This is a genomic window from Limnothrix sp. PR1529, from assembly GCF_002742025.1.
Lineage (GTDB): Bacteria > Cyanobacteriota > Cyanobacteriia > CACIAM-69d > CACIAM-69d > CACIAM-69d.
The window spans coordinates 13,269-34,347 of the sequence record NZ_LIRO01000063.1 but is presented as its reverse complement, the minus strand read 5'-3'; the positions used below and the strand labels follow the sequence as shown (position 1 = coordinate 34,347).

Sequence of the window (21,079 nt, the reverse complement as noted above, 5' to 3'; positions counted from 1 at the left end):
CTTACCTCAATTACTAAGCATAATCGCCCGTAGGGTGAGCACTGCCTACCAAACCGTTGCTTCATGGCATCTGCAATATGGCGTGCCAATAATTCTAGGTAAAGGCTGTAATTAAAAAAAGAGTCTTGAAAAGAGATTGAGAGATTTTTAAAAAGAAATTCTCGGAAAGAGGTTTTCGGAAAGCAGCTTGCTAGAAAATCTCTGGGCAAAATTGCCATGGCAATGTTTGTTTTAAGGCAAGGTTTCGATCAACAATTGCCATGAAAAACTCCCAAGCCGAGACATAGCCTCGCTTGGGATAGATGCTTGCTGAACATAGACAGTGGAACGCCGTGGGCCGATCGCGCAATCAGCCCCCGCTGGTCAACTGGCCCTAGCGCCAACCAGCCCGATCCATCAGTCGGAGGGCGCGATCGTTGTTGCCCCCAAACTCATTGGCACTGGCGCTAGAAGACTTGAACTGTCCAAAACTAGACAGGGTGGGATCCAATGCCACACCGGACAACACCGGATATTCATAGCCACTGCGGGCAAAGAGTTCTTGGGCCTTTTGGGTTGCCAAAAAGTCAAGGAACTTCACGGCTGCTTCCGGGTTCTTGGCGGTTTTGATCACGCCGCCGCCGCTGATGTTGACGTGAGTGCCGCGTCCCTGTTGATTCGGGAAGAACACACCCACCTTGGCGGCAATCTCCCGCTCAGCGGCATCTTTGGAATTGACCAAACGGGGCAGGTAATAGGTGTTGGCGATCGCGATCGACCCTTGACCCGCTGCACAGGCCTTGATCTGAGCCGTATCGTTGCCTTCCGGGGGTCGAGCGAAGTTTGCCACCAGGCCGCGCACCCAGGTTTCCGTGGTGGGTTCGCCCAATGCGCCCACCAGCTCGCCAACTAGGGATTGGTTATACACATGGCTCGAAGTCCGCACCAAAACCTTGCCGCGCCAACGGCTATCGGCCAAGGCCTCGTAGGTGGAGAGGTCTGCGGGGTTCACCAGGTCTTTGTTGTACATGATCACGCGGGCCCGCTTGGACAGGGCGAACCAGTGACCATTGGGGTGACGCAGGTTGCTGGGAACCGCCCGATAAAGGTTGGGGGCAGCGCTTTGGGACACGGGACGGAACAGGCCGGCCTTGTCGGCTAACCAAAGGCGACCGGCATCCACGGTAATCAGAACATCGGCGGGACTGTTGACCCCTTCCGATTGGATGCGCTCGATTAGGGCATCGGCGCTGCCTTCCACCAGGTTGACTTTGATGCCGGTGGCTTGGGTAAAGGCTTCATACAGTTGGCGATCGCTGTCGTAGTGGCGACCGGAGTACAGGTTCACTTCCCCTGCACCTTGGGCGTTGGCCCGGTTCAGTCCGCTCAGGGCCACGGTGGCTAGGGCTGATCCCCCTGCCAAGAACACCCGCCGAGTCAGTTTACTCGTCATTTTTCGCTCTTAGGAATGCAGTAATTGAATTTTGGGTGGCGAAAGCAGTATATCAATACTGAGAAATATTCTCAAAATTCTCTGGAATTTTTCCTAAGGACTCTCCGAATGGCTTGAACAATCTTGAGGTGCTTTCGGAACTGTCCTCGGTGGCGGGCGCGGTGTTTGGGGGGAGAACCACTGGGGAAGTGTTGGGCGATCGAGCGGGGGCTGCAAAAGGAAACGCCCGGCCCATCCAGGGGATGGCCAGGCGCTTTTAAGGTTTCAAAAGGATCGCTCGGAGTTTGGGGAATGGAAAGTTTGGGGAATGGGTGGAAACGAGCGACCGTTTCTAGCCTTTGCCGGTTTGGGCCAAGACCCGATCGGCGAGTTTGTCGGGCACTTCCTGCAAGTGGTCATGCTGCCAAGAGAACGTTCCCACGCCCAAGGTGAGCGATCGCAATTCCAAAATCAGGCTCTGCATTTCCGCATGGGGCAGATAGGCCTGCATGGTGTCCCAGCCGGCCCAACCGTCCTTGGGCCCGTAGCCCATCAGTTGGCCGCGTCGCCCGGTCACTAGCTGCATGACCTTGGCGGTGAACTCACTGGGCATGGCAACTTCCACCAGGTCGATCGGCTCCAGCAGCACCGGTTGGGCTGCCGGAATGCCCGTTTTCATGGCCACGTGGGCCGCCATCTTGAAGGCTTGCTCGGAGCTGTCAACGGAGTGGTAGGAACCATCGGTGAGGGTCACGGCCACATCGACGATCGGGAAGCCCAGGGGCCCGCGATCGAGCGCTTCTCGCACCCCCGATTCCACACCGGGGATATATTGCTTGGGCACAACACCGCCCACAATCCTTTGCTGGAAGTCGTAGCCTGCGCCGCGTGGTTGGGGTTGAATGTCCAAATACACATCCCCAAACTGACCATGGCCGCCGGTTTGGTGCTTGTAGCGCCCATGGATCCGGGAAACGGGTTTGCGAATGGTTTCCTTGTAAGGCACTTGGGGCAGGTGGGGAGCCATGGGCAGGTTGTACTTGCGCCGCAGTCGATCGATGGCGATTTGCAGGTGAATTTCCCCTTGGCCCCAAAGGATGATTTCGTGGGTGTCGCCATGTTGTTCCCAGCGGACGGCGGGGTCTTCGTCCGTGAGCTTGGCCAGGGCGGCGGTGAGCTTCACTTCGTCGCTGCGGTTTTCGGGAACGATCGCCCAAGCAAAAACCGGCGGCGGTAATTCCGCTTTGGGCAACTCATCCCGCCCGATCGCCCGATCGAGTGCCAGCACCTCTCCGGTGGCCACCCCGTCCAACCGCCCAAGGGCCACAATGTCGCCCACTTCAGCCCGGGTCAGGGATTTTTGTTGGCTGCCCATCAGGCGATAGAGACCACCAATGCGAACGCCATTGAGGCTCATGCCATCTTCGATCGCGCCATTCCAGACTCGGGCGATCGATAGCTTGCCCCCTTGGCTGGCATACATGGTTTTCAGCACCTGCACGATCGGGCTATCGGCATCGGGGGCGATCGCGTCCACCCCGCGCTCGGTGGCCGTCACCGTTGCGTCTGGGGCTTCCCGCAGCAGGGCATCCAACAGCGGTCGCACGCCCAGGTGCTGTTCCGCCATGCCCACAAACACCGGCACGATCTGATCGGCTCCCAACTCCAGCCTCAGATCCACCAAAATTTCTTCTTCGCTGGGTTGAATATCCTCCAGCAATTTTTCCAGCAGCACATCGTCATGGTCGGCCAAGCTTTCCAGCATTTCGTGGCGAGCCGCTTGTTCTTCCGCCCGCAAATGTTCGGGCAGCGGCACGGGGTCATCGCCTTCCGCGTCGGGGTGGTAGTGATAGGCCGTTTCGCTGACTAAATCGATGTAGCCGATCGGGTTGTTGCCTTGGCGAATCGGGTATTGGTGCAGCACGATCGGGCGGCTGGAAACGGGCCGCAACACCGACAAAATATCGGCAATGGGACTCGATGCCCGATCCATTTTGTTAATGAACAACACATGGGGAATTTTCCAGGTGTCCAAAAACTGAAACAAAGGAGCCAACACAATGGCGCGATCGATCATTGGTTCGCAAACCACCACAGCCGCATCAACCCCGACCAAAGCGTTGTAGGTTTCTGCGGCCAACTCCACGGAACCTGGGCAGTCAATCCAATTAAATTGCACATCCTTATAAGCGGCGCTGGCCACATTTAGCTCCAGGCCCATGCCCCGATCGCGCGCTTCCGGGGAACTGTCACCCACCGTATTGTTATCTTTAATGCTGCCCTTGCGCGTGGTTGCGCCCGACAAAAACAAAATACTTTCCAAGAGGGTCGTTTTGCCACTGGAGTAGGGACCCACAATGGCAATATTTCTGATGCGGGGGGTACGGTCACCTTTCATGAAAACCTCCATGGGAATGAAAATTCCCAGTAAAAAATTGATGTCAGCTCAATGCAGGCTGAAATGATTGCAGACTGAGAAAATAGAACTAGGGAAAATAGGACTAGGGATGAAGTGCAGAGTTGATCAGTGTGATGTCTGATCAATATCAAATTCAAAATCTTGCAAAATTTGATGAGAAATCAGATCAAGATCAAATTCATGCCTAATTCATGCCTAAAAGATTCCCGATTCCCAATGAGCGAGAACAGGAGAAAAATGCTCGGCTCATGCTCGGCCAATGTTCGTCAAATACTCAGCAAAGATTCAATGAACGCCGTAATGGAGCGTTGCCAGGGGCGAGCGTCGTAGGCTCAGTGCTCAAAGCCACTGGATGAAATTTGCAAAATTGAGTTGACTAGATTGAATGGATCAGATGATTGGCGAGTAGAAAGAATTATGGTGCGATCGCCCGTTGACAGGGAAAAGGAGGAGCGATCGGGACTGTCTACAAGAAATCTGATTGGGTTCTGACTGGGTTCTGATTTGGCTCTGATTTGATTATGAGTGCTTGCAGAATTCTTTAGGCCAATTACTCAATGGTTGTTTATAAATTCGCGCAGTTTATCAACTGTTTTTGGTTTTTTGTTAGGGATTGTGAATAAAGATTAACTCGTATTTGAATCGCTGTCGATTCAAGCTAGGTCAATTCCTTTGGTTAAAAATTTACCGATCGATCGGGCGGCGCTTGGGGTTGGGAGTTGGATCCGGCGATCGATCCGCCATCCACGATCCTCAGTTTTGGTGACCCAGAAGCCAGCGACTTGGCCGCTGGCTCCCGAAACCTAGGACATGGCTGGGGTTTCCGGTTCATGGGACTTGGCTTGCAAAACCGCCAATGCCCATTGCCGGAATTGCAGATAGGTCATCAGTTCGATCGTGCCGGAGAGCAACATTTGCGAGTAGCGATCTTCCAACTCCTGCAACCGCTGAACCGCCACCGATAGCGGCATATTCAGCAATGCTTCGGAATCGTCCAGCAGGTTCACCGTTTCGCTGAGGGTTTGGCGGTCTTCCTGCTCAATCAGCGCCTGGCAACTTTGGAGATAGAGCTGAACGGGGCGATCGATCTCCTCGTAGGTTTCCGGTGACAGATTGCCGTCAATGAACATTAACCGATAGCGCTCTGCCAAATCTTGGGCCGCCGCCAGGGCTGCCTTGGTTTTGTTGCCATGAACTTCCTTAATTTCGGTCAAGGCTTGGCGACTGCTTTTCACCAACTGGCGCGATCGGCGCGATCGCAGCCAAGTGACCAACAACCCCGCCGCACTGCTCAAGCCCAAAACCAGCAAATATTCCTGAACAACCTGGTTTTCTTCAATGAACCGCAGCCAAGCCGATCGGGGATCCCCTTTTTCATAGGTTTCTGTCGCGTCCGGAGCCATATAAACCCCACCCCGTTGCAACAGGCCAGCCGGATCACCATCGGCCAATTCTGGATAAAAGCTGGCATATTGACGCGCCGTGGCCAAAATCGACCAAGCCATTAGGCCCACTTGGTCAGCGGGGGCATCGCCTCGGGCCATCAAGCCAATTCCCGTGGACAAGACCGGCAAATCCTGGGGCGGCTCGGGGCGCAGGGGGTCATAGGTTCCGGCGGGAATCACCGAAGAGCGATAGGACTCAGGGAAGCGCACCGCCAGGTGATTGGTAATGGAGGGGGGAATTTCCAGCAAACGCAGGGGTGGATCGCTGGTAATGGCATTTTGAATGATGCTGCTGGATCCCAAGGGGCCCACGTAGGCCACCATATCCAGCTCTCCAGCCTTCAACTTGGCCAGGCCTTCCTTCAGGGGAGGCGCACTGGTGATCACTCGCAAGCCGCTGCGGGTCAAGATTTGGGTGGTGGTGAAGTTGGTGCCGCTGCCCTGAATCCCGATCGCCACCCGTTTGCCGTTGATGTCGGTCAGGGTTTTGAAGGGAGAGTCGGCCCGCACCAACAAATGCAGATATTCATGGCCCAAAATGGCGACGGTTTCCACCTTGCCACTGCGCAGCAGATCGCGGGAAACGTCGAGTTGGGCGAGGGCAAAATCAACCCGACCTTGCACCAGGCGATCGAGGTTATCGCGGGAACCATTGGAGTTTTTGTCGTCGGTCAGCTTCAGGCTCACGATTCGATCGGTCGATCGCCCCAATTGCTCGCTAATCAGGTCATAGCCCACACCGGCCTTGCCCGCAGAAATCGAGACCGTGTTTTTGGACTGGCCGCAACCGCCAACCCCAATCACCCCCACAATCACCAGCGACACCAAGCCCCAGCCCCGTTGTTTGAGCTTCACCATCAAAAATCCCCCGGCAAATTCCCAAAATACTAAACCATACGTCCAAAATTATGCGTCCAAAATTATGTGTCCAAGAAATGCGCCCAAAATTATATGTCCAAGAAATGCGTCTAAGAAATATGCGCTTACACCATGTATCTAAATAGTTCGATCTAAAAACATTCAACCTAAAAATATTTAACCTAAAAATATTCAACCAGAATACAGCCTTTACCTAAGATAATTGGCACGCCCTATCGCAGATGCTATGAAGCAACGATTCGGTGGGCATTGCCCACCCTACGGGCTACGGGTTACTAAAAATATTCAATCAAAATATAAACAAAAAGCGGGGCCACCCTGGGTTATGCCATGAATTAGGATCACGACTCCAGCTTAGCAGCCCCGTTTTTTGAGTGTCGTTTTTTAAACGCTTTAGCGACTGGGATTTGGACAACGTTGAATTAGGTGATTTTTAACCAAGTGATTGTTGATCAGATGATTAATAAAATCTAGCCAATAATCAATCGTTGTTTGAATTCAGCAAATCCAGCTCAAGCGCTAAATTTCAGCATAGGCGCGATCGATCAGGCGCTTGGCAACCGTTTGGACACCCGTGTGATAGTAATAATTGGTGCTCATGTCCAAAAATGCACCAACATAATCCAGCTTGTCATCGGCAATATCCACAAACCCTTGTAGGTGTTGCAGGATGGTTTGGGGACTGAGACCGCGAGCGCTCACAAAGTTCCCCATCCAGCTCGAAACCGAGTTGAACGCTTGGCCAACAAATGCCACCTTGTCAGTGCCCGGAATCATCTTTTGAATATTCCGGAAAGCCTCGTTTTCTTCCAGGCTGGATTGGGTGGCGCTGCCGATCCAATCGCCGGCCGCTTTGATGAAGTTCGGGCCCAAGGGCACTAAGCCATCCAAGCAAACCATGGCGGCCATCCGCATTTTGGATTCCCCGCCGTAGTCGGCTAAGGAACCCAAAAAGTCGCCAATGCTGTCGCCGGGAATGCCATTAATTTGGCAATAGGCCAGCAATTCCACCACAATTTTCATTCCCAAATCGATCGCTTGGGCCTTTTCGGGTTTGGGGGTCAAATTTTGCAAAAAGCCCAAAAATGAAATATCTTGCCCCACCTTATTGGCCATGGCAGCCGTGCCCAAGGCGCTGGCGGCCGTGTCCACGGTTTGATAGAGCCAAACGGCGCGTTGATAGCCCTCGCCTTCGTCGTTGTAAAGCTCAATCGCCCGATCTTTGATTTGGGAAATTAAGCCCGGATCGTCTTCGCCCGTGACGGTTTTGATCGTGCGATCGAACCCAATCAAGTTGTCCCACTCGCCGGGAACCACAAAATCCAACGCATTCAGAACTGTGATGGTCATGCCGCTGGTGGGCAATTCATCAACCAATTGCACAATGGATTTACCCATGAATTTTGATCCTCACTAAGACACAGGGTTTCCAAACAAGAAACAAACAACAAGCTCAACCGAACCTAGGCAAAGGCCAGACGCAAGCTAATAGCGTGACTCTTTTAGATCGCAGGGGCAAAGTTTCGGAATCAGTCGTCATAACAATGGGCTTAATCCCATTGCTGCCTAATGGTTAGGCAACGGTGATAGCTATTTGACCTGATCGATCAAAATTAGCTTGCCACGCTACCAAGTCCAAACTAAGCGCCAATTCGGAAAGTAGAAAAGCCAACTACTTCAAACGGGCCAAGCCTGAGAGATTAAATTTCTCAATCCAGTCTTCCCGATCGCTTGGTTTGAGCGTCGTAGACTGCACCTTCACCTGATAGCGATCGCCCACCAAGACAGCCGTTTGATTTTTGCCCACTTGAACGGCAGGATAGCCGTCAATGTCATCATCGCTGCTTTGGAATTTGCTGAGGCCGCTCGCATTGTTCGCCAAGTCATTAATCGACAACTTGGCCACTTCTTCGCCCGACTTCTTCAGTTTGGCTTCCGCAAATCCTTTCTTTTCCTGTTGGAAAACCAGGCTGTAGCCATCGCTAGTTTTCGGGAAATACTTATTCAGCTTGCCGCCCGCCACTGGCTTTTTATCAATGGGCGAGGGGCTGACGCTGGGGCTGGGTTTGGGCGATCGACGATTGGAACCACGATCGGTGGACTGATCACCGGAGCGATCGACCACCGTGGTTGACGTGGGACTGGGAGCCGGGCCGCGATCGCTGCGATCGTTGAGGGCCACACAACCGCCCACCACCAGCAACAGGGTCAAAACAGCACCTGCCAGCCAACGACCGGCCTTAGACGGCGCATTCATGGGCAAATTTCCTTATCATGAGGGTTTGGTCACTTGTTTTCCAGTCTAGGCAGTGTTTTTCATCACCGGACAGATGTGCCCACCGCCCGAGAAGATGGGTTCACCACACTTGGCAGCGATCGGCGCAAGCAGGGGAACTGAATTCGGATCGAATTGGCCTCGGGATCCATCTAACTAGTCCAATTAGTCCAATTAATCCAATCGATTACATTCGATCAATTCAGTCAATAATTTAAGAATTGGTTAATGATCGATGGGGACTTGATGGGTGATCGACCCGATCGCTCCGGTACGGAACGGTTGCTGGGGACAGCAAAACGGCAACCTTGAAGAATGATGGATTTTGCTCCATCGTCTCTGACCTTCTGGAAATTTCGGCGTTTTTTAAGGCTAAATTTAACCCGTTGCCTGGGGTGAATTCTAGAAAATCTGATCAAAGCATTTTCAATGCATTTCAAGGTATTTCAAATCAATTGCTGATTGTCTTGAGGTTGGGCCCGTGATGCGTGCGATCGATCCAAACGATCTGAATGATCCCAATGCTTTCAATGATTTATTAGATCCATCGATCGATCAGTTAATTGCTCGATCGATCGGCCAGTTGGCTCGCCCGGCGGTGATGCCCGAGTCGATCGAGCAGTTGACCGAGGTGATGGCGGCCTGTGCGGCCCAACGCCAGCCGATCGCCCCCTTCGGCAGCGGCAGCAAGTTGGCTTGGGGCGATGTTCCAAAAGGATCGGTGTTACCCGTGGGATTGGGTCGGCTCGATCGCCTGGTGATGCATGACGAGGCGGACTTGGTGGCCACCGTGGAAGCGGGCATGAAACTGCGGGATCTGCAAGCGGCCTTGGCTCCCTCGGGTCAGTGGTTGCCGATCGACCCAGCCTTTGCCGAAACGGCCACCCTAGGCGGCATTGTGGCCACGGCGGACACGGGTTCCCTGCGCCAACGCTACGGCGGCATTCGGGATTTGCTGTTGGGCCTGTCGATCGTCCGCTGGGATGGGCAAATCGCCAAAGCCGGCGGCCGCGTGGTCAAAAACGTGGCGGGCTATGACCTGATGAAGCTGTTTACCGGCTCCTTTGGCACGCTGGGTTTGCTGGCGACCCTGACCGTGCGCACTTACCCGATTCCCGAACAGTGCCAAACCCTGCTGCTGTGGGGCGATCGCCCGGCCCTGGCCCAGGCGGCCCAAGGGCTGCGCAATTCCACCCTCACCCCGATCGCCCTGGATTGGGTTTGGGGTAATCCGGCCCTGCCGGAGCGGGCGGTGGGCTTGGCCCTGCGGTTTGGCAGCGTGGCCCCCAGCGTGGCGGAACAGGTACGCCGCTCGATCGCCCTGGCCGAGCAGTTGGGCTTGCAATCCCGGGTGTTGAGCGAACCGGATGAGGCGGATTTTTGGCAGGCCAGCCGCGCCGCCAGCACCACTCCCACAGCCGATCGCCCGATCACGCTCAAGTTTGGTGCATTGCCCACGGCGGCCCCGGCCCTGCTCGATCGCCTGGCCAGCGGCCCGATCAGCCAAGGGCAAATCCACGCCAGCAGCGGCCTTGGTTGGGCCAGCTTCGGGGCGATCGAGGGCGACTGGCTGCGGACTTCCCGCTGGATTCGGCAATTGCGCGCTGCCTGCGAAGCGGAACAGGGATTTTTGACGATGCTGCAAGTGCCTGCTGAACTGACCCATCAGTTTAAGCAATCGGATCGCTGGGGCGATCGCAGTTCTGCCCTGGCCCTAATGGGGAAAATAAAACAGCAGTTCGATCCGCACCAGCTCCTGAATCCCGGCCGATTCGTGGTTTAGCGCCAGGTTTAGCCCCAGATTATGGAGGGCGCACGGCGGTGCGCCCCTACGGTTTATTCATTGCCATCGCCTATTGGTTTCACCCCACCGACCCATGCAAACGAGCGATCGCCCGATTCCCGCCAAAGAGAGCAACTTTCTGGCCCAAAACCCCCACTTGGGTGAATTGGCCGCCGGTCAGCGATCGGGCTTTGACCCCGACTCGCCGCCCGATCCCAAACTGCTCGATTCCTGTGTCCATTGCGGGTTTTGCCTTTCGACCTGCCCCAGCTACCGCGTCTTGGGCAAGGAAACCGACTCGCCCCGCGGCCGCATTTATCTGATGGATGCGATCAACGAAGGCACGGCCGAGCTGGATCGCACCACCGCCCAGCATTTCGACACCTGCTTAGGTTGCCTGGCCTGCGTCACCACCTGCCCGTCCGGGGTGAAGTACGACCAACTGATCAGCGCCACCCGGCCCCAGGTGGAGCGCAACGTGCCCCGATCGCTCCCGGAACAGGCCCTGCGAACGCTGATTTTCCAGATTTTTCCCTATCCCGATCGCCTGAAACTGCTGATGCCGTTCCTGTTGCTCTATCAACAGTCGGGCTTGCAAACCCTGGTGCGATCGACCGGCCTGCTGAAAAAATGGCTGCCCAACCTGGCGGCCATGGAAGAAATTTTGCCGCGCCTGAGCTGGGACACCCTCAACCGCGACTTTCCCGAAACCATTCCCGCCCAAGGAACCCAGCGCTATCGGGTGGGGATGATTCTCGGTTGTGTGCAGCGCACCCTCTTTAGCGGGGTGAACGCTGCCACCCTGCGGGCCTTGACGGCCAACGGTTGCGAGGTGGTGATTCCGCCCAGCCAGGGTTGCTGCTCGGCCCTGCCCGCCCACCAGGGCCAAACCAACCAGGCCCAGGCGATCGCCCGCCAGATGATCGATGCCTTCGCGGCCACCAATGTGGACTACATCATCATCAACGCCGCCGGTTGTGGGCACACGCTCAAGGAATATCACCACATCCTGCAAGACGATCCGCAATACCGCGATCGGGCTGCTGCCTTTGTGGAAAAAGTGCGCGACATCCACGAATTTTTTGCGGAAGTGGGCTGGATTGCGCCGCTCCAACCGATCGCCCCGGAGCCGGTGACGCTGGTTTATCACGACGCTTGCCACCTGTTGCATGGCCAAAAAATCAGCGCCCCACCCCGCGACCTGCTGCGGCAAATTCCCGGCGTGACCCTGCGCGAGCCGATCGATTCGCAACTCTGCTGTGGCAGCGCGGGCATCTACAACCTGCTGCAACCGGAAATCGCCGACGAGCTGGGCGAACTGAAGGTGCAAAACCTGACCAACACGGGAGCCGACGCGATCGCCTCGCCCAATCCGGGTTGTTCCTTGCAAATCCAAAAACACCTGGGATTGCAGGGCAAAACTGTGCCGGTTTTGCACCCGATCGAACTGCTCGATCGCGCCATGCGGGGTGAAGCATTGCCCAAGGGCGATCGCTAGACTGGGTTTCATCCCATCTCAATAAGCCAGCCTGTCAGTCCGGCCATGATTGATGCAATGGATTCCCGCTATCTGTCTCCCGCAGAGTTTCTTGCTTGGGAAGCACAACAACCATGGCGGCATGAATACCTCAATGGTCGAATCTATGCCAGGGCTGACAGCACGCTGGATCACAACACGATCACGACGAATTTCGTCATTGCGCTGAAGCGTCACCTCCGGGGTAAATCCTGCCGAGCGTTCATCAGCGAAGTGCAGGTGCATGTTTCCGAAAAAGGGCCCTATTTCTATCCTGATTTGGTGGTGACTTGCGATCCTCGGGATTTTCGATCGCGCCAAGCGATTCAATATCCCTGCCTAATTGCGGAGGTCTTGTCGCCCGAAACTGCTGAGTTTGATCGCGACCAAAAGTTTCAGCAATACGCGCGGATGGACTCTCTCAAGGAATATGTGTTGATCAGCAGCGATCGCCCGGCCCTCGATCGCTATTATCGGCCCGAGGGTGCTGCGCTGAATTATTGGGAACTGACCCGTTATGGGGCGATCGATTTTGATCCCAAAATCCTGACTCCTGACGAACAACAGCGCCCATTATTAGAAGTGTCATTTGCACTACAAAGTTTGGATTTTTCAGACACATTGGCCATGATCTATGAAGAGATTCGGTGGGGTGACGGTTGATTAATCGCCTGTCCCAGAAGGTTGGCGGGTGCGAAATTGGCAGATGCAAAACTCGCAGATGCAAACGGTGCTGTCTGACAGGTTCTTGGTTTGTGGGTTAGGCAATTTAGGGCAACATTGCGTTGCGGCCTTGGCGAATTTTGGGGTGCGTGTTCGAGCGATCGAACGCACGATTCCAAGCGGGTGGGATGTGCCGGATTTGCCCGCCATGCTGGAACAGGTGATTCAGGGAGATTTTTGTCGATCGAGCATTTTGCAGCAGGCGGGGATTGCCGATTGTCGAGCCATTTTGTTGCTGGCTGGGGATGACCGAATTAACCTCAAGGCAGCTTTGGCGGCGCGGTTGCTGAATCCGGCGGTGCGGCTGGTGGTGCGCTCCAACCGTCCCCACTTGAATGACTTGCTGGCTCGGCAATTTGGCAACTTTGTGGCCTTCGAGCCTTCTCGGTTATCTGCCATGGCCTTTGCCCTGGCTGCGTTGCAGGATCAGACGATCGGGGCCTTTGAAATCAACGGCGTGGCCTATCGGGTGCGCCAGCGCTCTCTCCAGGCGGATGATCCTTGGTTGGGGGACATTCCCGCGAATCTGAACAATCGATCGCGCCTGATTTTAGGTCGCTGGACAGGATCACTGCCCCTGCCGCCGGATTCTTTGTTCTACGGGTCAAGCATCATGGAACCCTTGCGGCTCGGCGATTGGGTGGCCTATGTGGAAATGCGGCGTGGGGGCCGTTGGCATGAGTGGGAAGCCACCGCTACCTTGCACCCGACGCGGCCGATGCTGACGACGGCCCCGCGATCGACCCCGCGTTGGCAACTGTTGCGATCACTCCAGCAAGCCGCGCGATCGCTGCTGCATCGCAGTCGGCTGTTGCAAATTGCCCTGATCTACGCCGGAGCTGTGTTGGGCTTGCTGCTGCTGGGAACCGTGATTTTGCGGCACTATTCGCCCTATCGCGATTGGTTTGATGCCTTTTGCAACACGGCTTTGTTGCTGCTGGGGGGCTATGCCGATTTATTTGGCGATCCCGCCCAGTCCAGTGCTGTGCCTCGCTGGTTGCGTTTGTTTGGGTTTAGCCTGACGGTGGTGGGCACGGGTTTGGTGGGCGTGCTCTATGCGCTGCTGACGGAGCGGCTGTTGTCGTTGCGGCTGCGGTTTTCTCCCAGTCGCCCCCGCCTGCCGGACAAGGATCATGTGTTGGTGGTGGGCATGGGACAGGTGGGCCAGCAAATTGCCCGTTTGCTGTTGCAGTCTGGGCAGTCGGTGGCGGGGCTGACGCGCCAGGGCTTGGATGACAATACCTTGGGCGATTTGCCGCTGATGGTGGGCAAGTTGCCGGATACGCTGGATCGGGTGGAGCTGGAGCGGGCTAAGTCGATCGTCTTTGCCACCGATGACGAAATTGCCAATTTGGAAATGGCGTTGATGGTGCGCCAAGCGTCGCTCTCCACGGGCTTGGTGATTCGCACGTTCGATCGCGCCTTTAGCGATACCTTGGTGGGGCTGTTGCCCGATGCGCAGGTGCTTTGTGCCTATGCCCTGGCGGCGGAAGCCTTTGCGGGGGCGGCCTTTGGCGAAAATATTCTCAGTCTCTATCGCTGGGGACGCACCACGATGTTGGTGGCGGAATATCGGATTGAGCCGGGCGATACGTTAGTGGATTTGCTGCTGGCGGAGTTTGCCTGTGGCTATGGCGCTGTGCCGCTGTTGCATGAGCGGGTGGGCCGCAAGGCGTTGGCGGATGGGGAGTTGGACTTTCCGTGCCTCGATCGCCACTTGCGATCGGGCGATCGCCTGGTGGTGTTGGCTTCCATTGAGGGGTTGCGGCGGATTGAACGGGGCGAGCTGGCTCCTCGATCGTGGTGTGTGCGGTTGCACTCCGCCAGTCCCCAGGCGGATTTTGAAGGGGCCAACGCGATCGCCCGCATCACAGGGTGCAGCTTGGCCCATGCGCGATCGCTGTTTCAGCGGTTGCCCACCTTGGTGGAAGCGGGGGAGCCGCCCACGGTTTGCGCCATGTATGAATATCAGGCGCGATCGCTGGTGGCCAGTTTGCGACAGCGCCTAGTGGACGCGGAAGCCCTCTGCTGGGCGACAGATTTGGGATAAGGCTCGCGATCGCTGGGAATTTTACAGAGGATTCTGATCCAGATTAGCTGCTTGCCAAATTTGCTCGATCGTGATCGCTGGCTGCTGATCGGCCGATTGCTGACTCATGGTTGCAAGAATAGGCGACTGAATTAACCCAGACTGATCTTGGGGAATTTCGTCATATAACCCTTCTTGTAATTGCAGAATAGTCAAGCGATTTTCGAGGGGATCCACAATCCAATATTCAGGAATTCCCGCTGCGGCATATTCCGATCGCTTGTAGCGATAATCCCGCCCGATCGAATCGAGGCTGACAATTTCCACAGCGAGCAAGGGCGGCGTTTCAAAAACTGCCGATCGCCCCGCTAATTCCTGCACCTGCTCCCGTTGCACAACGCATAAATCCACCACGCGCGATCGCCGAAATCCCGTTCTGACACCAATTTCGGCAAATACCATCCAAGGTAGGTTGTTTTGACCAATTACCTGGCGAAGATAGTCACTTAAAAACTGAGCAATCAAAAAGTGCTCGATTCTGGGTGGATTCATGGGAATTAGTTCACCATCCACTAATTCATAACGAACATCACTGGCTGAGTCATCGGCTTGATGATTCAGATAGTCCTCAAAGGTCAAGAGGCGATCACGAGTTGTAACCATCGAGTTCTGTCCTGATGTTGGCTATTTTGTTTCTTGTTTGAAATCTTGATTCTATTAAAGTTTGAGATGGCTTGGGATTTTTTCTGATCGTGATTTGGGTTAGTGATTATTGTGATTTTAAGTAACTTGAATTGACAATTATTCAATTGCTAAATGCTGGAAAGTTAACGCGATCGGGCGGTTGCCAGCCGCAGGAATTTGATCGCGCAGAATGATGGATTGCTCATAAACCAAGCATAGCTGACTCTTGCCGGCCGGTAGGGCGATCGGCAAGTTCAAATCCAGGGCTTGGTTACGGGATAAAAGCTCACTGCGCCACAGGAGTTGATCATCTAAAAAGATGCTGAGTTGCTGATCGGTCACAGGCACTGTCGCTTGAATTTTGAGCTGTCGAGTTTGAGACCGATCGCTCTGCAAATCCAGGACGGTCATGGGGGCCAAACCCCAGCGTTGACCTTGGCGATTGCGATCTAACCCGCCGCGAATTTCCACACCGCGCACAGTTCCGAACTGCACGAGGTCTAGCTCCGGCGCGGCGGTTTTCAGGGGGGCGGTTTCCGGATCCAGGCGATCGCGATTGGCAGGATCTGGGCTGACGGGGGCTGGGTCGAGAAAGGGCGAAAAACGCAACAGTCGCGCCTGATCCAAATCAACTAGGCCTTGCCAGGGGGCTGGCTTGGGAATAAACACCACACGCCCCATGCCCGGCACGGTGGTTTGGGCGATCGGGTGGCCCAATTGGGCATAAAACTCCCTTTCACATCCCCGGGCTAGGCGATCGACATAGAGATTAATGCCCGCAAAATCGCCTAATTGGAAGAATCGCCGAAAAAACTCCCACTCGTCCCTGCGAAAACAGCGGCGCTGGCGTTGGGTTTGGTTTAAATCCGGATGATCGGGCAGGGCCAAATATTGCCAACCGGCTTCGAGGTAGGGGGTGAGCTGGCTGGGGTGCAATCGCCCCAAGTATTGCCCCACGGTGGCTTTGTGGTGAAACCGGCTGAGGGCGTGGGTGCTGGGATGATGGGCAAAAAAAGGGCAGGTGCCATCGCCACTGCCCACGCCGTTTCCCCCTGTTACGCAAAAGGGCCAGTCCAAAACAGCCGTGCCCGGTTGCTGGGCCACTAGGGCCATGTAGGGCTGAAAGCTGGGATCTAGGGGTTGTGCGCGGGGCTTGAGGCCATAGCCGCCGATTAAGTCCAGCAAGCAGATGCCTGCCACGGCCAAGGCGGCCCAGCGGTTCCATTGTCGCGTTCGGGCCGATCGGCTCGCATCCGGCTGCCAACCCAGGCTGCATAGGGCCAGGGCGATTGGGAAGACCACCGTACCCCGTCCGGCGACGCGATTAAACGAAAACCAGGGAAACCACTGCAAAATCGGTAAATCCCAGGGGCGATAGGCGATTAAACAGCCCATCAGCAAACCGAGGGGCACAAAAGCCGCCCACCAGCGCCGCCGTTGCCAGCAGCCGATCGCCCCCGCCAGCAACAACCCCCAGCCAACCACCCCATCAAAATCTGTTTCTAGGGGACTGGGCAGCACGGCTCGCCACCAGCCGGCCGCCGCGATCGGGTTGATTCGCGGCCAATAGGGGGCCAAAAGGCGCAGGGGATGGGCAAACCAAGCGCGATCGAAGGTGTTGCTCCAGTCCAACTCCTTGGCTAGCTGCACGATGGGAATCACCGGCAGCAGATATAACCAAGCGGCCCAAATGATGAGGACGATCAATCCCCACTCGATCGGGCGGAAGGGTGGCCAGCCATAAATCCAATAGCCAAGCCGGAGCTGCCAATCTTGGTTCTTTGCGTCTTGGTGGGCATCGGCGGCCAGCTCAATTGCTTGGGTTCGCCACCGCCACCACCTCACCGCCAACATCCATCCCCCCGACAGCACCAGCGACAGCAGCCCAAACCCCGCCACATAGCCCAAGTCCTGGCCCAAGCTCAGGAGCGCCAACGCCCCGCGCCCCAGCCACCAGGCCCGCCCGATCGCCCGGCCCCGCACAAATCGCCACACCAACACAAAATCCGTGGCCAGGCTCAGACCCAGCCAATGGACGATCGCCATGTTGCTGTGAAACGGAAACTTACAAATTAGGGCGTAGATGTTCAAAAACACCGCCCCGATCGCCGTTAAAGTTGCCCGCCGTTCCCCAAAGTCCGGCTGCAAAATTCGCGCGATGCCAAACAGGGCGATCGCCACCGACAGCAGAAAATATAACTTCAGCCAAGGGCCCGCCCCGCCCAGACTGAAAAGCAAAGCATAGAACAAATCTCGCTCCAGACCCCAGGCCTGGAGAGCCACTTGCCCCCCGTAGGGATAAAACGCCCGATCGCTGACTAAATCGATATGCGGCAGGGGCCACCAGTGCCAATGCTCCCGCACATAAAATCCCATCGCTTCCCAGAGATCCGTGTCCCCCGCTCCCACCACCGGGAGCCAGGGCTGGGGCCCCAAAATCAAAACCCCCAGCAGACCATACAACAGCGCCGCCAACCACCACCCTTGCGGATGTTGTGTTCGGGCGCTGCGCCAGGCCGCTGCCAGGGCCTTGGTCTTAGTCTTGAATATATTCCGCACCGGTGGCCAAAGCCTGTTCTGCACGCATGAACTCTCGGCCTAAATAAGCCGCATGATCCAGCATTGAAACCGGTATCGGCTGGGTTTGTTCGAGCAATTTCACACAGAGTTCCTTGGCGGTGCGTCCGGTATAGAGGGCCTCGGCCGTGCGCGGAACAGAACCCTTCGCCGGAATCACCTTGCCGGTGACCGGATCCGTGGCCAAGCCCCGATCGTTAATCACGGTGCTGTAGTGTTTGGCGCAAATTAAGGCCTGTTCCCGATCGAGGTAGATCACGAAATAGCCAGCCGGGTCAAGGTCTAAAGGCCGTTTGGATAATTCATCGTCGATCGCCTGGCGTGTTTCCACAGAATTGAGGGTCATATCAACTGACATATTGACGGGTAGATGAATGGATCAATTATCAGATGAATTTGATGCCTAATCACGGTTCACATTGCCAAGCTGCGACGAAATAAACCGATCCATCCAACCATTCAAGTAGGCAATATTAGCCGATTGATGGGCCGGGTCAACCGACTCCAGGGGATGGGGAGCCAAGCCACGCAGAGCCGCCGTGGTGACACAATACATGGACTTTTGAAATGATTGGCAAATTTTCACCAATAAATCGTCTTCATGGCGCAGGCTATTTTCATAGAATTGGTGCAAATAATCGGGCACAAAATGCCGCATGTCCTGCATCAGGAGGGTTGGCGGAATGCCTGCGCCGCCCACGGGCAACGGGTCAGCATAGAGCGCACCATAGGCAAAATCGCCCTGTTCGGTGGGAATGCGGGCCGCTTGGGCATTGTAGGAAATCGTGCCGCTGAAGGGGGTTCCTCGGAAAAAGACCGCCTCCACGTAGGGCACAGCCGCATCCATTAGGAAGGTCATCTTGGCCGATCGGGGCACAATGTCATAGGTCACCCCACCCAATTCCACGGCATATTCAATGGGGGAATTGGCCCCCGCCACCAGACCATCTTGGATATGTTGAACCACCTGGGGAATGGTGGTGATTTTGCGGCGATCGTACTGATCTGAAAGGCTCATGAACATGTCGCTCATGATTCGCCAAAATTGCCCCAAGGCTCGGTAATAGGCTAATTGCCGCACTTGTTCTAGCAAAAACTCAGGAAAGAGCTGATCCATTCCCAAGACGATCAGGTTTTTGGCAAAACGGGCCCGAATCGCTTTTTTGGCAAGGGCAATAAATTCTGGTGAATCTAGATAGTTATCATATCGGCCGCCCCCATGCCAGAACATAGCCTTCATGCAATATTCGGCATATTCAAAATTGATTCGATCGTGCCGCCAATGTTTCAGTAACTTCGGTAGCGAAATTTCGCCATTAAAGTATTTAAAAAATGGAAAAAATCGCAAAAACTGATGCAGAGCAATATAGTTTAGGTTGTTAGAATAGGCATCTAAAATAATGCCGTAGCTATGCAAAATGCCCACCACTTCCAGCACGTTGCTGGGGCTGTCTTTCAGCATGGCTTCCCCTTGCAAGAGCCGCTCGATCGTGCTGTTTAGGGGATGGGTGGCAGTCATAGAGAGCATGGGTTGAAAACCTTAAGCTGGGGCAATGGTGTTGAAGTTCGCAGCTTGAATTCACAGCTTGAATTTGCGGTTTAAATTCGTGGCTTGAATTCGTGGCTTGAATTCGTAGTTTGAATTCTGGGAACTGACAATTCTGATGATCTGATTATATGAGGATGCCAAAGGAGCAATCAGAATTGGCCGGCGGTTGGTGATGTTCGTGCCCGATCGCGGGGGTGATGACGGGCGATCGGGCAGTGCCAAGCCCTGAAACGGGGCCTGAAGCGGTGATTATTTAGGGACTGTGATGGGCCGCTAGGGCGATCGCGGTGGTGACCGGCTCGCTCCAGTAGGCCAGCCAACTGGGTTGCAGACCAAACAGGGCGATCGGGACAGCCAAGGCAATGGCCGGGGCCCGATCGAGCCAACTCACCGAGGGCAAATTGGCCACCCGCTCCGTCAGCCGCCCAAAAAATGACTGATTCAGCAAAATCAGGAAATAGACCGCCGTTAGCCCCGTGCCAACCATGCAGAGCAAGGTATAGATCGGATAGGTGGGGAAGCTGCCTCGGAAGATCAAAAACTCCGCAATGAAGCCCGCCATTCCGGGAATGCCACTGCTGGCCATCACCCCCAACACCATCAACGACCCCACCACCGGCAACCCCCGTTGGGGATTAAACAACCCGCTGAGGGCGCTCAGTTGGCGAGTACCCACCTTTTTATAAACAATCCCCACCAGCAGAAACAACAGGCCAGAAATCAAGCCATGGGCCACCATCTGAAATTCCGCACCCATGAGGCTGACGGGGGTGGCCGCTGCCGCCGCCAGCAAAATAAAGCCCATGTGCCCCACGGAACTGTAGGCGACCAAGCGTTTCATGTCCCCATTGGCGATGCCTTCGGAAATGGCGGCAAAGGAACCATAGAGCACGCTCACCACGGCCCAGGCGGCCATCCAAGGTGCAATTTGGGTCCAGGCTTCGGGGAACATGCCCAACCCAAACCGGATTAAGCCATAGGTTCCCAGCTTCAGCAGCACACCGGCTAGCAGAACGGAGATGGGTGTGGAGGCTTCCACGTGGGCATCGGGCAGCCAGGTATGGAGAGGAACCAGGGGAATTTTGATGCCAAAGCCCACCACGAGCAGCGCCAGCAGCAAGAGTTGGGACGCGGCAGGCAAGAGGGATTCGGGGGCGGTGGCTTGGGCGATCGCAAATTCCCGCAGGGGTTCATAGCCAAAGGTGCTGAAACCGGCGGCGCTGGCTAATCCTAGGAAGGCGGCCAAGATCAAGATTCCAGAAACGGCCGTGTAGATCAAAAATTTGGTGGCCGCATAGCCGCGCCGGGCCCCGCCCCAAATGGCAATTAGGAAATAGAGCGGGATGAGTTCTAGTTCATAGAACAGGAAGAACAGCAGCAGGTCTTGGGCTAGGAAAGCTCCATATACACCGCTGGTGAGTAACAACAGCAGGCTGTAGTAAAACCGGGGGCGGTTGATGGCTTCGTTGGTGCTGAAGATGGCGATGCCGACCAGCATGGTGTTGAGCACCACCAGCGGGAAGGACAGGCCATCAATGGCGAGGCTGTAGCTGAGGCCGAGTCGATCGATCCAGGGGAAGGATTCAACCAGGGACAGGCGATCGGTGCCGGGGTCAAATTGGGTCACGATCACCCCGGTAATAATCGTTAGGCCAATCCAGTTCAAGATGGCCGCCTGGCGGGCCTGGGTGGCGTTGACTTTGCCGGGCCAAAGGGCGATCGCGATCGCGCCGACAATGGGAATCCAAACCAACAAACTCAGCAGCACAGTTTTTGCCTCTCTGTCTCA

At 55.6% G+C, this 21,079-nt stretch carries 16 protein-coding genes; 5 read left to right on the top strand and 11 right to left on the bottom strand.

The genetic code is table 11. The features are described 5' to 3' along the window. A partial coding sequence (locus AMR42_RS21130; RefSeq protein WP_234406936.1) for a hypothetical protein occupies nucleotides 1–218 on the bottom strand: 218 nt, incomplete at its 3' end. Between the two features lie 155 nt (nucleotides 219–373). Further along, complete coding sequence (locus AMR42_RS10010; RefSeq protein ID WP_099533310.1) at nucleotides 374–1,432, bottom strand: Fe(3+) ABC transporter substrate-binding protein; 1,059 nt, start codon at nucleotides 1,430–1,432, stop codon at nucleotides 374–376. Between the two features lie 113 nt (nucleotides 1,433–1,545). Between AMR42_RS10010 and AMR42_RS20410 the strand changes: the two genes are divergently transcribed. Continuing rightward, nucleotides 1,546–1,692, top strand: a complete 147-nt coding sequence (locus AMR42_RS20410; protein ID WP_158234435.1) for a hypothetical protein — start codon at nucleotides 1,546–1,548, stop codon at nucleotides 1,690–1,692. Nucleotides 1,693–1,763: 71 nt separating this feature from the next. Here AMR42_RS20410 and AMR42_RS10005 read toward each other — a convergent pair whose 3' ends face one another. From AMR42_RS10005 to AMR42_RS09990, 4 genes are all read right to left on the bottom strand, one after another. Continuing rightward, nucleotides 1,764–3,809 carry an elongation factor G gene (locus AMR42_RS10005; protein ID WP_099533314.1) on the bottom strand — a complete coding sequence of 682 codons (2,046 nt, stop codon included), beginning with the start codon at nucleotides 3,807–3,809 and terminating at the stop codon, nucleotides 1,764–1,766. 824 nt (nucleotides 3,810–4,633) lie between these two features. Then, nucleotides 4,634–6,133, bottom strand: a complete 1,500-nt coding sequence (locus tag AMR42_RS10000; protein ID WP_099533309.1) for a TAXI family TRAP transporter solute-binding subunit — start codon at nucleotides 6,131–6,133, stop codon at nucleotides 4,634–4,636. A gap of 540 nt (nucleotides 6,134–6,673) precedes the next feature. Further along, the gene (locus AMR42_RS09995) at nucleotides 6,674–7,552 is read right to left on the bottom strand and encodes a hypothetical protein (RefSeq protein WP_099533308.1); all 879 of its coding nucleotides are present in this window, start codon (nucleotides 7,550–7,552) and stop codon (nucleotides 6,674–6,676) included. A 274-nt stretch (nucleotides 7,553–7,826) separates the two neighbouring features. After that, nucleotides 7,827–8,411 (bottom strand): hypothetical protein, encoded by a 585-nt coding sequence (locus AMR42_RS09990; protein WP_099533307.1) that lies wholly within the window; start codon nucleotides 8,409–8,411, stop codon nucleotides 7,827–7,829. A gap of 502 nt (nucleotides 8,412–8,913) precedes the next feature. Here AMR42_RS09990 and AMR42_RS09985 point away from each other — a divergent pair. The 4 genes from AMR42_RS09985 (at nucleotide 8,914) to AMR42_RS09970 (ending at nucleotide 14,501) form a co-directional block, all read left to right on the top strand. Beyond that, complete coding sequence (locus AMR42_RS09985) at nucleotides 8,914–10,212, top strand: FAD-binding oxidoreductase (RefSeq protein ID WP_099533306.1); 1,299 nt, start codon at nucleotides 8,914–8,916, stop codon at nucleotides 10,210–10,212. Nucleotides 10,213–10,306: 94 nt separating this feature from the next. Continuing rightward, complete coding sequence (locus AMR42_RS09980) at nucleotides 10,307–11,710, top strand: (Fe-S)-binding protein (RefSeq protein ID WP_099533305.1); 1,404 nt, start codon at nucleotides 10,307–10,309, stop codon at nucleotides 11,708–11,710. Between the two features lie 45 nt (nucleotides 11,711–11,755). Continuing rightward, nucleotides 11,756–12,391 (top strand): Uma2 family endonuclease, encoded by a 636-nt coding sequence (locus AMR42_RS09975; protein ID WP_099533304.1) that lies wholly within the window; start codon nucleotides 11,756–11,758, stop codon nucleotides 12,389–12,391. A 43-nt stretch (nucleotides 12,392–12,434) separates the two neighbouring features. Continuing rightward, entirely contained in the window at nucleotides 12,435–14,501 is a 2,067-nt protein-coding gene (locus AMR42_RS09970) for an NAD-binding protein (RefSeq protein WP_099533303.1), read from the top strand. Between the two features lie 21 nt (nucleotides 14,502–14,522). Here the strand turns inward: AMR42_RS09970 and AMR42_RS09965 are convergent, their stop codons facing one another. From AMR42_RS09965 to AMR42_RS09945, 5 genes are all read right to left on the bottom strand, one after another. Continuing rightward, nucleotides 14,523–15,143, bottom strand: coding sequence for a Uma2 family endonuclease (locus AMR42_RS09965; protein WP_099533302.1), 621 nt, complete (start codon nucleotides 15,141–15,143; stop codon nucleotides 14,523–14,525). A 138-nt stretch (nucleotides 15,144–15,281) separates the two neighbouring features. Further along, nucleotides 15,282–17,723: a hypothetical protein gene (locus tag AMR42_RS09960; RefSeq protein ID WP_234406935.1), complete on the bottom strand. Its 2,442-nt coding sequence runs from the start codon at nucleotides 17,721–17,723 to the stop codon at nucleotides 15,282–15,284. Next, the gene (locus AMR42_RS09955; RefSeq protein ID WP_099533300.1) at nucleotides 17,701–18,087 is read right to left on the bottom strand and encodes a DUF4346 domain-containing protein; all 387 of its coding nucleotides are present in this window, start codon (nucleotides 18,085–18,087) and stop codon (nucleotides 17,701–17,703) included. Before AMR42_RS09955 ends, AMR42_RS09960 begins: the two co-directional genes overlap by 23 nt. A gap of 57 nt (nucleotides 18,088–18,144) precedes the next feature. Continuing rightward, complete coding sequence (locus AMR42_RS09950; RefSeq protein WP_099533299.1) at nucleotides 18,145–19,269, bottom strand: CO2 hydration protein; 1,125 nt, start codon at nucleotides 19,267–19,269, stop codon at nucleotides 18,145–18,147. 274 nt (nucleotides 19,270–19,543) lie between these two features. Beyond that, nucleotides 19,544–21,055, bottom strand: a complete 1,512-nt coding sequence (locus tag AMR42_RS09945) for an NADH-quinone oxidoreductase subunit M (RefSeq protein WP_099533313.1) — start codon at nucleotides 21,053–21,055, stop codon at nucleotides 19,544–19,546. Nucleotides 21,056–21,079: the final 24 nt, after the last annotated feature.